Origin of the sequence: Sediminicola luteus (assembly GCF_002514735.1) — a bacterium.
Classification (GTDB): domain Bacteria; phylum Bacteroidota; class Bacteroidia; order Flavobacteriales; family Flavobacteriaceae; genus HQA918.
This window is the reverse complement of record NZ_NBWU01000001.1, coordinates 297,357-310,728: the sequence shown is the minus strand read 5'-3', so window position 1 is coordinate 310,728 and position 13,372 is coordinate 297,357. Positions and strand designations below refer to the sequence as shown.

The 13,372-nt window shown below is 44.0% G+C and carries 7 protein-coding genes; 2 read left to right on the top strand and 5 right to left on the bottom strand.

Translation table 11 applies throughout. The features are described from left to right. The first annotated feature begins 37 nt into the window (after nucleotides 1–37). Both B7P33_RS08150 and B7P33_RS08145 read left to right on the top strand, forming a co-directional pair. Complete coding sequence (locus B7P33_RS08150) at nucleotides 38–1,438, top strand: M56 family metallopeptidase (protein WP_097441486.1); 1,401 nt, start codon at nucleotides 38–40, stop codon at nucleotides 1,436–1,438. Between the two features lie 22 nt (nucleotides 1,439–1,460). Further along, on the top strand, nucleotides 1,461–2,591 hold the full coding sequence (locus B7P33_RS08145) for a tetratricopeptide repeat protein (protein ID WP_172435895.1): 1,131 nt from the start codon (nucleotides 1,461–1,463) through the stop codon (nucleotides 2,589–2,591). Nucleotides 2,592–2,631: 40 nt separating this feature from the next. On the opposite strand, the gene B7P33_RS08140 is transcribed toward B7P33_RS08145, so the two are convergent. From B7P33_RS08140 to B7P33_RS08120, 5 genes are all read right to left on the bottom strand, one after another. Further along, a complete protein-coding gene (locus tag B7P33_RS08140) occupies nucleotides 2,632–3,522 on the bottom strand; it encodes a GyrI-like domain-containing protein (protein ID WP_097441484.1) in 891 nt (296 codons plus the stop codon). A gap of 2 nt (nucleotides 3,523–3,524) precedes the next feature. Beyond that, complete coding sequence (locus B7P33_RS08135; protein ID WP_394341522.1) at nucleotides 3,525–4,865, bottom strand: vanadium-dependent haloperoxidase; 1,341 nt, start codon at nucleotides 4,863–4,865, stop codon at nucleotides 3,525–3,527. Nucleotides 4,866–4,868: 3 nt separating this feature from the next. Then, the gene (locus tag B7P33_RS08130; protein WP_097441482.1) at nucleotides 4,869–8,120 is read right to left on the bottom strand and encodes a VCBS repeat-containing protein; all 3,252 of its coding nucleotides are present in this window, start codon (nucleotides 8,118–8,120) and stop codon (nucleotides 4,869–4,871) included. Further along, nucleotides 8,104–11,457: a VCBS repeat-containing protein gene (locus B7P33_RS08125; protein WP_097441481.1), complete on the bottom strand. Its 3,354-nt coding sequence runs from the start codon at nucleotides 11,455–11,457 to the stop codon at nucleotides 8,104–8,106. Before B7P33_RS08125 ends, B7P33_RS08130 begins: the two co-directional genes overlap by 17 nt. A gap of 285 nt (nucleotides 11,458–11,742) precedes the next feature. Then, nucleotides 11,743–13,356, bottom strand: coding sequence for a RagB/SusD family nutrient uptake outer membrane protein (locus tag B7P33_RS08120; RefSeq protein ID WP_097441480.1), 1,614 nt, complete (start codon nucleotides 13,354–13,356; stop codon nucleotides 11,743–11,745). Nucleotides 13,357–13,372 lie beyond the last annotated feature (16 nt).

Below are 13,372 nucleotides of genomic sequence, written 5' to 3'. Positions count from 1 at the left end.
TATAGCTACAGCAAGGGTACACTAAAAGCGAAGAAGAATGATACGTTATCTTATCGAAATTATGGCTTTTCAATTGGGCTTTCTGATCATTTACGATCTACTCCTTAAAAAAGAGACCTTTTTCCAATGGAACCGGGCCTATTTGATAGGTGCCTTTAGCTTGGCCATGGTGTTACCCAGCATTAGCCTGCCTGTTTTTCGGTCAACCGTAACACCCGATGCCCTTTTGTATCCCCATTTTTTGATACAATTGGACGAGGTGGCATTGGGACCGACCAGTGAAGCTTCCCACGACACGTTCCCATGGGCGTACTTGATACCCATAACGGGGTCTGTGTTGGCCTTGATTTGGTTTGTGGTAAAACTGACGAAGATTAGGCGCTTAAGGCGGCAAGGGTTACTTCGAAAACATGTAGACCATTACCAAATACAGCTTCCGGATAGCGAGACGGCCTTTTCTTTTTTTAAAAATGTATTTCTGGGCGATCGCTTAACGGGTTCACAGAAGGCCTCCATCTTAAAACATGAATTGGTACATGTACGGCAATGGCATTCGTTGGATCTGCTGTTTTTTGAACTCATGCGGGTAATGTTTTGGTTCAATCCCTTGGTTTATATCTACCAGAAGAAAACCAGTGAACTGCACGAGTATTTGGCCGACACCGGTTCCGGGGTACCCAAAAAAGAACAGTACCAACTGTTGTTGTCCGAAACCTTTGGTACACGAGATATAAGTTTTATCAACCCTTTTTACAAAAAATCATTATTAAAAAAACGTATCGATATGTTACGCAAAGAACCATCCGGCCAACTAAATAAATTCAAGTATTTATGGTTACTCCCGTTTTTAATGGGGGTGTTGCTGTATACCTCTTGTGAGGAAGACGGTATACTAGAGGAAAACGGAAAACAGGACGTTACCCTTTCCGACGAACAATTGATCGCGACCATAGAGAATGATATTAAAGGGCTGGACTTAAATGGCTTGCAAGTATATATGGGAACACACGATATCTACCGTAAAATGGGTACGATAGACCAACTGACAAAGGAGGATTATTTCTTGTTTGCTATGACCAGTAAAAGACATATGGAGTTGTTGATGGAGCGGTATTCTGATGTTAAAAAAAGACAATTGCCCCTGCCAACAACACAGCGCTATTTGTCGTATATGTCAAGACAAAAAGCGTTTAAGAGCCTTGATAAAAATTTAGATGTATCTATTGAAAGGCGGTTTGATCTAGTGGCCATGGAATCAAATGTTGTGGATGGGGGCGGTGCTGCCAAAACCTTCTCGGTGATCAATACGGCTGATTTAACAGGACAAGAAGTTAGGGCCTTTAATGCTGAGATAGAAGCTTTAAAAAGTTTAGATAAGGGTAGTAGTCTTGTGTTGACCGATGGTAAGACCTCGTATACCATTTCAAAGCGGGATTAACATATCTATTAAACCAAAACAGATGCGTTTTTTCTTTTTTGGCTTCCTGTGTTTCCCTATTGTATTAATGGGACAACAATCTCTAAAAATTGCCGATAGTCTTTTTCTAATAGAAGATTATTACGGGGCCTTGACGTATTACCAAAAAGATGGTAGTCTACAGGCCCAGCAGCAAATGGCTTTGGCCTACGAACGTATAGATGAGCCCAAAAAGGCCATTAGTGCCTATGAGCATGTAATCGGTAAGGACAGTTATCGTATTAAAGCTAGGTATGCTTTGGGTAAGCTGTACCTAAAACAAAAACAACCACAAAAGGCGATTAGCACATTTGAGGCTTTGGTGCAAGACCGACCCAACCAACCCAACTTTAATTATTATTTGGCCAAAAGCCTGCTTCTTAGTCCGGCTAAGGAGCGGGCCGAGGGCTATTTTCTAAAAACATTGAACCTACAGCCTAAACATTTTAGGGCCTCCCAAAGCTTGGCCAAATGGTATTTGGAGCAAAAGAATGCCGATGCCGCCTTGGCCGTTGCCGATGCTGCCTTGGCGTATAGGCCAAATGATAAGGTATTGGTGAATTTTAAGGCCTTGGCCCTTTACGAAAAGGAGCGTTACGAAGATGCCATACCCGTATTTCAGCACCTAATGGCCCTAGGGGAGTCTAAGTCCTATATTTTTCATAAACTGGCGAGTTGCCAGATAAAATCATTTGAATACGCCGATGCCATTGCGACCTATCAGCTCATGCATACGGTACTGGGCCCAACCTTCGAAACCTTAAAGAACATAGGTCAGCTCTATGAAAGGGAGCATTTTCCTGATTCGGCCATTTACTATACCCGGGAAGCCATTCTATTCAAGACCTATACTTTTGAGGAGGAGTATGGTTTTATAGGCATGGTACAACGTGAGCGTGGCCAAATGCAGCAAGCCTTGAAAAGCTTTCAAAAAGCCCATGAGGAAAACCCGAAGGACGACATGGCCTTTTATAATATTTGTACCCTAGGCGATCAGTTGTATGCCGATAAGACCCTAGCCCTAAAAAAATACAGACAGTTTTTATCGTTATATCCCAATAGTCACCCTTATATGCGCAAAACCGTCCGGAAACGTATTAAGGTGTTGGATACGATACATACTAAAACGCCTTAAACTCGGTAAATTCCCTGTATATCAAGTAGAAACAAGCTCCTTACTTCAAAGGCATAAAAATCTCAGCCTTCCATTTTTTTTCGTCTATATCGATATTGGGATTATTGAAAAAATACTCGATAGGTTGCTTAGCTATTTCTAGGCCCTGCTTTTCTGCATATTCCAATAGGGCATACCAGGCACGATCCGAAGTAATATAATTGCCATGGTAGGTAGCTTTTAGGGCCTTTTTGGCATGAATGCGTTTGTATTTAATGGTGGGATGTTGGGGTAAGGCCACTGTAGGGGAAATCGGGTAACAGAAATTGTATTTGATATCTTCGGTAAGTGGATCCCAATGGCTGACTTCTACAAAGGGTATACCACTGGTCTCCAGTCCGTTTTCTATTACGAAATTAGAGAGCAAGGGATAGTACTGCATCATTTCCCGGGCTTTCGATAATTGTTTGCCTTCCAAAGGAATATAGGCGCAGAACATAGACTCAATTTCCGCTGGTCCATTTACACGCACATCAATCTTGTCCAAATGTTCATTTAGGGCCGTATTGAAATCGGTTACTTTTTGGATTACCCCCGTTTTAAAATCGGTTTTTCCGAAAGGGAGGGCCAGTCGGTTCGAAATGGAATTCTCAGTGTCTGTTACACGTACCCGGACATAAAGGGTAGTATCGGTTTTTCGTTGGATCTGCCAGTGGTACCTATGGATAGAATCGCCGACTTGAATCTCTTGGGTAAGTTCATTTAAACCTTTTTGGGCAATGATTTTTCCGTTTTTCTGGGTTTGGTTCCATAGTTTAATGGTTTGGTTAAGGGTTCCCGTAGTGGTTTGGGTGGTAAAACCGACCTGGTAATCGAAGGGGTGCCAGAATAAGTAATAAAGCAACCCTATCGGAATTAACAGAACCAAGCCCCATTTTAGTTTTTTACCCATACTTACTTACGCATTTTTAGCTTGTCGATTACGAACTGACCTAAGTTTCTCCCTTGGTCTACCCCGACTTCTACGGCTGCACGATAGTGAATACCACCATACATGCGACTAATGGCCGCCTCATCGGCGGCGGCGTTAAAAGATTGAAAGCTTCGGGTACCCAACCCATAGGGTTCTTCGGTGTCGTCGTCAAATGCGAAATCATCGCCAAAAATACTGGTCAGGGTAAGTCCGGCCGCCCCTGAGACTACCGAATGTCCTGAAGTATATTCCGGAAATGGTGGTGTCTGTAGAACGGGTTCCCACTGATCATCGAAGTATTGGTTGATCAAAGTTTCGGGTCGAATCAGGTTAGAGCGGTATTTCTCGTCCCAACAGCTTATAAAGGCATCGGCAATGGCCATAGATGTTTTAGTATAGGCGAATAGGGTTTCGTTAAAACCATAACCCGATTTGCGACTGGCAATTTTCGTAATACCGATCCAATGGGCTCCGGGCGTGATTTTTTTGGTGGCGAACATTAAATGTCCCCGGGTTACCGAGACATAGGGGTTACAGTCCCAAAACTGCGCAATCTTTATTTCTTCGGAATCGTCCCCTTTTTCGGTTATCTCCAGACTGATATCATACACTTCCTTAACCTCTTTATAGAAATCGGTTCCTGGTTCCATGGAGAAGGGTGGGGGTGGAATGGGTTTGAATTGGGCAGCAGAATCAATTAAAAAGGGTCTGATCTTGTTCCAAGAAGGCTCAATACCGTCCATATAGGCTGGGGGGGTTGGTTGCCAACGCGAGGGGTCATCGGTATTTACCGAAAATTTGGGCATGGTACGCGTTTGCTTGTAGTTGTCCTTGTCCATCCAAGCCGCGATATGGTCGGCAACGGTAAGCCCGTAGGTTTTGGAGGTCATAAAGGAGGTCGGGTTTTGGGTTTCCCAGACGGCATACAGGCTATCGCGGTAGCTGGTGAGCATTTCTTCCGAAAAAATCAAACGCCTGCTTAAGTCGATATGGGTGATAAGTGCCGCCAAAGGATAATTTAGCCCCGTAGTGTCTGTGGGTACCGGAATTGGGGTAAGATCGGTAACCTGACCGACCAAACTCTGGTAGTCTTGATTTGCCAAAGCCATTACTTCATAGGCCCCGATATTGGGGTAGGCAAAAATACGGCTGGCCACCGGAGGAGAGAAAATATCGTGGATCATGATCTCGGTAACCCGGTCTACAGAGTTATGCAGGTCTTCCGGACTAATGTCGATTTGTTTTTTAGGCGAATCACATGAGATACCTAGCAACAGCACTGCCAACAACATTCCATAAGATTTAATAGTGTTCATTCGCATGGTCTATTTCAATTGATAGATTTGGGCCTTGGCATTGTTCAAGGTAACCAATAAAAATTGTTTTTCGTTAAAGGCAAGTAGGTTCAAATGCCTTACGGAAAGGTTCTTTAAATCGAGTCCTAAATTATGGGTTTCCCTAATATGGCCATCGGGTTCAATAAGGGCCCCGCTAAATCCATCCAATCGGCCGTGTAAAGGGGTAACCCCAAAATAGTTGCCGGCAGCCAGTACTTCTAAGGTACCGTCATGGTCAAAGTCGTAAATGCAAAAATCCATAATCGGAGCGATTTGAATAGGGTCGTCAAAGGCTACGAATTCAAATCGTCCATTCTCGTTTTTAAGATAGCCGGAACGGAGTTCCGAGACTTCAAATACTTGGGGTTTGGATGCCGGAGCGATTTTTTTCAGGAGGGCTTCCATTGAGGTGCCCCCAAAACTTTTATAGGAGGTGTATTCCTTTTTTAGGGAAACCAATTGGGATGAAAGCTCGTCGAAGGATAAGAGCGGATAATAGTTATTATCTTTTGCCGTAGCTACGATGGTCTCGGTTTGTCCGTTATCGTCAAAATCGGCATAGTACATGCGTAACGGATACTTTTCAGAGGCAGTGAATTTAGAATTCAATCCCCAATTCCCAAGAATGTAGTCAGTATCCCCGTCTTGGTCCATATCAAATGGGACCAAACTTTGCCATAGACCAATTGGGTTATCGCTTAGGGGGTTTACTTTTTCAAGAATACCGCCCTTGTTTTTGAAAAAAAGCGGGGCCATCCATTCCCCCACTATAATCAAATCTTCGGTTCCGTCGGCATCAAAATCACTCCAGACCGCATCGGTGACCATGCCTATTTGATTGGTTTCCGGTAACGGAATCTCCTCAAAATGCCCGTTATCGTTTCTTAGCAATTGACAAGAAGGCATTCGGCCAAAGTCATTGGTAACGGCCTGGTTTCCGATAAAAACATCCAAATCGCCATCGGCATCAAAATCGAACGGGGCGATTACGCTTGCATTTTGAAAGGATTCCGGTAGGTCGGAAAGCGCAAAACCAGACTTCTCGGAAACGAAATAAGAATCGGTAAGAGGTTTCATTTGTTTGTAATAATCGCCGCCACCAGAACCTATTAGTATATCCTGTTTACCATCGCCATTAAAATCGGCAATATGGGCGGCAACATCTTCTTTAATGGAATCTTGGGCCAAGTTCGTAAAGTCGGAACGTATAAAGCCAGATTCGGTCTGCAGAAAGGTTTGCGAACGTTTACGTTTAGATCCGCCAAAGTATATATCGGTCAGTCCATCATGGTTTAGGTCGCCCAGGGCCACGGCCGGACCACGATCCGAGATTTGATACGGAATCAATTTTTGCCTGTTAAAATCGGTGTAATTATCTTCTTCATGCTCAAAGTTTAGTCCGAGCTGATCGTTTACTTGGGTAAAGAGGAGGTTTTTGCTCTCGGTAGAAGCATAGTTCCACGGTTGGGTATCTTCCGGACTTATGGTTAAGTGATGGTTGGTTTTTACAGCGGTAAGGGTTTGATAGCTATGGTTTGGCCAAATAATCCGAACCGAATCCAATTGTTCAATAGCGCCTAGTCCGAAATGCAGTATAGGTTCCGACGAGGCTTGAAAACCTCGGTTCGGGTAAAGTTCTTTATACCACATTTTGTCCTTATGGAAGGCGTAAGCTTTGGTACCTAAACCAAAAGGGTTTTTTCCCTTGAATCGCGGACTTATTTTTAGATAATGCCCCTGTGCATCGGTTTTGTTGATCAATATGGATGGCGGGGCGTTTAGGTTATTAATTACCAAATCTAAGTCGCCATCGTTATCCAAATCACCATAGGCCGTAGCCCCTGATACGGTACTGTCGCGGCCTACCCAATCGGTTCTTTCGTTAAAATGCAGTTTTCCGTCACCTTGAAAAAACTGGTTAATGGCAAGGCCAGAAGGCATCATTTCCAGTGCTTTTTGATCGACCAATTTGGTGTTGTTGATTTTTTTCTTGATTTGGTCACTGCTAACGAATCGAATAAAATCGAGGTCGTTGGGGCGCTTGGGAATACCGTTGGAAATATACAGGTCCTCGTTTCCGTCTTGGTCAAAATCACTAAAGAGGGCACTCCAGCTCCAGTCGGTAGCGGCTACCCCACTCATTAGGGCCGTTTCGGAAAAACCGTGTTTGCCTTGGTTGGGGTGTAACATATTTCGCGTAAACTGATAGTGGTAGCCAAAATGTTCGATACGCATTTTTTGGGTCTGTACATTGTCATCCCCATCCGAAGATTTAAGTACTTTCTCATTGTACGGTAACATATCCAATGAAATCAGGTCTACCAAACCATCATGGTTAATATCGGCTGCGTCGCTTCCCATGGAGAAGCGGGTGGTATGCCCAAAATTTTCCCTTAAGGCTTCCTGGAAGCTACCGTTCCCTTGGTTGAGGTAATAATAGTCGTCTTCATGAAAATCGTTGCCTATATAAATATCCGGCCATCCGTCTTGGTTAAAGTCGGCCACCGAAATACCCAAGCCATAACCGTTTACCCCACCGAAAATTCCGGCTGCTTCGCTTACATCTTCAAAATGCCCGTTTTCGTTGCGCAACAAACGATCGCCGGTCTCATAATTGCGTTGCATGCGCAACGATGCTTTCCCGTACGATTCTTGGGTATGTACCGCATGGTTGAGTAGGTATAGGTCCAAATCGCCATCGCCATCGTAATCAAAAAAGACCGAAGAAGAGGCGTAGGTGTCAAAGTCCAGACCATAGTTGGCCGATTCTTCAGTGAATTTGCCGTTTCCTTGGTTTACATAAAGTTCGTTATGGCCGTCAAAACCGTTTAACCCGACTACGGCACAAACATAGATATCCAAAAGCCCGTCGCCGTTAACATCGGCCATAGTGGCTCCTGTGTTCCAACTACTTTGGCCTTGCACGCCAGCGGTTTGCGAAATATCCTCAAATTGTAGATTGCCTTGGTTTAGGTATAAGGCATTAGGGGTTTGGTTTCCACTAAGGAAAACATCTACCAAACCGTCGTTGTTGATATCGCCTAAGGCGACACCCCCACCATTGTAAAAATAAAGGTAATCCAGTATGTTAAGATCTTCCGTTGGGGTCTGGGTGTTTTCAAATGAAATACCCGAAGATTTTGCAGATCGGGATTCGAAAAGTGATCCCTCTTCGGGGCCGCAGGAAGAAAGGCCGATAAAGGCCAAGCCCGAGATAAGTGCCCTAATTCGCCAAGCCATATACCCTTGGTTTATTATCGTTAATGGCCGCAATTAAGAATACGTTGCCCTGTTTGTCACTAAACGATTCTAGATGCTTCATTTCATCTCGAATAAAGAAACCACTACGGTTGTAATCTTGCCACTCGAACTCCATATTGCCTTTGCCTAAGAGTACACTGCCGTAATTGGCATCGAGTCTGGAATATTGGGGTTTGAATTCAAAATTGTTGCCGCCTAAGATGATATCTAAAAGGCCATCTTGGTTAATATCGCGACAGCTAATATCACAAACACAGGACAACTGTACCCTAGTGGGCAGCTTTTGTATCCGGAAATGACCCTGGCCATCGTTAATAGCAATTACCGAGAAAGGCGTTTCTACAGCCTTTACTATGGCATTCTCTAATATGGAGGCCTCGAACAGGCCATCGATACTTCTTTTGGCGTAGTCGGATGCTTTTAGGTTTTGCTTTTTTAAAGAGACGATCTGTGCCGTCAATTCGCTTTTTTGATGAAGTGGATAATCTTGGCCGTTTTTATGTTGGGTTACGATTTGCTCTATGGTCCCGTTATCGTCGAAATCGTTGACCCACATTTTCATAGGTTTGCCTTGGGCGGGTTTATAGGGTATGTTGTTCCCTTGGTTGCCCAATACCAGATCAAGGTCGCCGTCATTGTCAAGGTCCGCTGCCTCAAGGGTATGCCACCAACCGTTTAAACTGTCTAGGCTAGAACTGAATTTACCCAAGCGCCTGCCATTATTGCGAAATATTTTAGGGGTGCCCCATTCCGAGACGGTTATAAGGTCTTGCTTGCCATCGCCATCCATATCGGCCCAAATGGCATCTGTAACCATACCGGCCTTTTTAGTTGGGAACGCCGCTTTTTCGGTGATATCGTTAAAACTTCCGTTGCCTTGATTTTCCAACAATAGATGGTCAGGGTCTATGCCATAGGTGCCTACGACACTTCTAGATCCCACAAACACATCGGTATCACCATCGCCATCGAAATCGTAGGGGGCTATTACCGAAATATTTTTAAAGGTACTGGGCAAGCGTTGATCGCTAGTGGTAAAGTTGCCTTTGCCATCATTTAGATATAGTCGCAAAATATAGTTTTGTTCCTGTCCCACTTCGTTACCACCACTACCAACAACTAAGTCTAAATCACCATCGGAATCGGCATCTAAAAAAGCTGCTGCCGTATCTTCAAAATCTTTATCCTTGTCGAATATTTCATTTGCTTTAGGTATCAATTTTCCTTGGCCGCTATGCAAATAGAGTTGTGCCCTTTGGTTTTTTGCACCTCCAATAAATACGTCTTCATGACCGTCTCCATCCACATCTGCCGTGGTCATGGCTGGGCCTTCTTGAGAGAGCTTTTTTGAAATGAGGCCCTCATAGTCAAAATCGTTGTAATGGTTTTCTTTATGGGTTGCCAACGCTGGGTTTGTAACTTCTTTGAGCAGGGTTGGGGATTTTTTTACAAGTGTAGGAATGGATTCCTTTTTCGCATTTATCTGCGCTAGACTAAGGGTTTGGTCTGCGGCAATGTTGGTCATGAGTTCGGTGGTACCATTGGGCCAAACCACACGAAGTGAATCAACAGTAGTAAATTTGCCCAAGCCTATGGTCATTACATAATCCATAGACGATTGAAATCCTCGGGAAGGCACTTGTTCTTGCATTAAGATTTGACCTTGGGTATATAGCTTTACGGTACTACCAATGGCAAAGGGGTTTTTCCCTTCACCCGAAAGTTTGATTTTTAAAAAGTGGTTGTCCGTTTGGACATCGGTATGGTTTTCGTAGACAAAAACGGGCATATTTACATTGTTGACCACCAAATCTAGGTCGCCATCGTTGTCTAAATCGCCATAAGCAGCACCATTGGATTTACTTGGGTCGCCCAAACCCCATTCCTGAGCCAAGTTGGTAAAGGTTATATCGCCATTGTTCTTAAAAGCATAGTTGGGTTGCGGAGCCACGGGCATTTTATCTATAATAGAGTCTATGGCTTGTTTTTTACCGGTAAGCGCCATTTTTTGAATAATCTCATTAGCGAAAAAATCCACAAAATCGAGATCGGTAAGGTCATGATTTATACCATTGGTCACATAAATATCGCGATACCCATCGTTGTCCATATCGAACATGAGTCCGGCCCAACTCCAATCGGTGGCCGATACCCCACTAAAATAGGCTACCTCAGAAAAAGACTGGTTGCCATTGTTTAACTGAAGGGTGTTTTGAATGTATTGTTGGTAAAAATCTTTACTCTGCTTGAGTTTGAAAACGTTATAACCATCGAACTCCATAACCGATTTTACCCTCTCGTCTCCATCTGGGAGCATATCGGTAATAAAGATATCGGTATGGCCATCGTTGTTTATATCGGCCATATCTACCCCCATTGCCGAAAGGCATAGGTGGGAAGTCCAATTTTTGATATCTTCGGTAAAGGTGCCATCTTGGTTATTGATATAGAGATAATCCCTTTCATAAAAATCGTTGGACACATATATATCGGGGTAAAGATCGCCATTGATGTCGCTTACCAATACCCCGAGTCCGAATCCAATCAGGCTTCCGTAAATTCCGGCATCTTCACTAACGTCTACGAATTTGCCATCGTCATTGCGTAAAAGCATATCACCGACACCCCTAAAAATCTTGGGTACGTTTTCCCAATCCTGCGCACGGGTATCGCGTTGTTCGGCATAGCCCAAACTACTTACGGGAATATTACTGTTGTTGAGGATATAGGCGTCGAGATCCCCATCTAAATCATAATCGAAGAAAGAGGCGTGGGTAGAAAAGCCGGTTTTAGCCAAATTGTATTCCGCGGCTTTTTCGGTAAAACTTAAATCACCATTATTAATATAGAGGTCATTATCGTGGTTATCGCCTTCCATATTTCCGGCATTACTTACATAGATATCTAAAAGTCCGTCGCCATTTACATCGGCCATGGCCACACCGGTAGACCAGGGTTTATTGCCACCCACTCCGGCCTTTTCGGTAATATCTTCGAACTGCATATTGCCTTTGTTCAGGTAGAGTTTGTTCGTTTCCATGTTTCCGGTGAGGTAAACATCGGCCAGACCGTCGTTATTAATGTCGCCTATGGCTACGCCCCCACCGTTATAAAAATTCCGGTATTTGAAAATGTTGAATTGCTTTTGGTTTTCAATCGCGTTTACAAAGTCTATTCCGGTTTGTTCAGAAGATAAAAGACTGAATAGTGGCGTTGTTTTTGGTGCCGATGCTGCCATTTCCGATTGTTCCTTGCATGAGAAGGCAATCAATATAATGGCGCAAAGGCCTAGCAGGGATTTATTGAAGATTTTCATAAAGTGTCTGTTCATAGCTTACCTAATCAGCGACTAAAGAATTGGGTTAACCGCTGTAAAAATCAAGCGGTAATGAAAATAATAATCTTGGCGATAATTCGGAAAAAATTAAAAGGAATTCCGGATTAGGCGTTACGTTGGTAAGTTGGTTTTGTGGTACCGTGAGGAAAACCGTCAAAAGGGTTGGGCTATGATAAGCGCCCTTTGCCCTAGGACATGGAATAAAAACCAAAAAGAACAAAGGCCACCGAAGTAGCCTTTGTTTTTTAAGTCTATAACAAAGGTTTAGTAACCCGGGTTCTGAACCAAGTTTGGATTCAAGATTACTTGACTGGCCGGAATCGGGAACAGCTGTCTGTCTGCATTATTTACAGCGTCAGCGTTTTTAAAATCCCAATCACGTGTATACTGACCAAAACGGATCAAGTCATTTCTTCTCCAGAATTCGGCATACAATTCACGGGCTCTTTCGTCCAATAGATCTTGTTCAGATACCGATGCCAAAGGAGTGGCTTTTCTTAACTCACGTAAAACATTGATCATAGCGGTCACATCTTGTCCAGAACGCATCATGGCCTCGGCTTTCATCAAATAGGCATCTGAATATCTGAAGAAAATCTCATGTTCGGCAAAGGCACCAAATGTTGGGTTGTATTTGATGACCCTAATTCCGGTAACCTCGTTATTATCGGTTAAACTAGCCGAACCATTGGCTGCGTTTACAAAGTCCCTTTCAAAGGCCAGGGGTTGTCCGTTCCTATCGGTCAAGGCACTGCCGTCCAAAGCATATTGTTGTCCGATCAAGAAACCGTAACCCACATTGGAGCCATCGGCAAAGCCATCGGCAGGGTCATCGTCTTTTGAACCAGGAGGTGCATCTGCAATTGGAATACCGGCAGTAGGCACATAGCCTCGGCGTTCTTCTTGGTCACCACCTTCAGGGTTACTATTGGGGTCCCCTTCGAAAAGATCGTAATATTCGGCTAGGGTACTAAATCCGTTCCAGCCCCCTCCGCCAAGATTGGTAGAGTTGTAATGTAAGGTGTTGAAGATACGGTTACCAACGGAAGTGGGTACGTACCAAATGGTTTCGTTGTCGGCATCACTCTTAAAAATGTCGAAGTATCCTTCTACCAATTCGTAACCATCGGATTCGATAGCTTCAACCAAAGAGATTACCTGAGCCATGTCGGCATTATCGGCAGAACCATTACCTAAGTAAATATGTTTGTTCAACATTACCTTGGCCAATAGATAACGAGCGGCAGATTGCGTGGCCCTACTATTGTCGCTACCGGCACCATCGCTTGGAAGACCGGAAATGGCCGCATTTAAATCGGCAATAATGAAGTCTACGGCGGCCTGTCCGGTAAGTACGGCAGGATCCTCTAAGGGTGGTGCTGCCGTGTCACGGAAAGGTACCTGTCCGAAATTATCTAAGATTACGAATACGGCAAGACCTCTTAAAAAGGAGGCTTGCGCCCTGTCTGCAGCTGATGATTGTGAACGTTCGTCCAATATTTCACTTGCGGTAAGTTGCAATTGGTTCCAATTGTTCCAAACATTTCCAATAAACTGGTGATCTGTTTTCCAGGCGTGTTGGTGTAGTTCACGCCATAGACCATTATCGCCCCAATCCGATCCTCGGGTTGGAATCAATAAGGCATCGGCGGTTACCTCGCTTAAGGCAAATAAATCGCCCTGTGAGCCAATATAACCACGTAAAGAGTTGTATGCCCCATCAAGGGTACTTGATGCTTCTTCGGCGCTAAGGCCTTCAAAATTAGGTGAAAGTATGGAGTCTGTCTGTTCAACCTCAAGATCGGTACAGGAAACCACCAACAATACCCCAAGGCAAGATGTAGCAAGAAGCTTTATATGTTTGTTTATGAATTTCATCGTCATTTTTTTTTAA

Bases quoted from the DNA above. Each gene is read 5' to 3' on its own strand.
- B7P33_RS08150 (WP_097441486.1), top strand. From the start codon at position 38: ATGATACGTTATCTTATCGAAATTATGGCTTTTCAATTGGGCTTTCTG.
- B7P33_RS08145 (WP_172435895.1), top strand. From the start codon at position 1,461: ATGCGTTTTTTCTTTTTTGGCTTCCTGTGTTTCCCTATTGTATTAATG.
- B7P33_RS08140 (WP_097441484.1), bottom strand. From the start codon at position 3,522: ATGGGTAAAAAACTAAAATGGGGCTTGGTTCTGTTAATTCCGATAGGG.
- B7P33_RS08135 (WP_394341522.1), bottom strand. From the start codon at position 4,865: ATGCGAATGAACACTATTAAATCTTATGGAATGTTGTTGGCAGTGCTG.
- B7P33_RS08130 (WP_097441482.1), bottom strand. From the start codon at position 8,120: ATGGCTTGGCGAATTAGGGCACTTATCTCGGGCTTGGCCTTTATCGGC.
- B7P33_RS08125 (WP_097441481.1), bottom strand. From the start codon at position 11,457: ATGAAAATCTTCAATAAATCCCTGCTAGGCCTTTGCGCCATTATATTG.
- B7P33_RS08120 (WP_097441480.1), bottom strand. From the start codon at position 13,356: ATGAAATTCATAAACAAACATATAAAGCTTCTTGCTACATCTTGCCTT.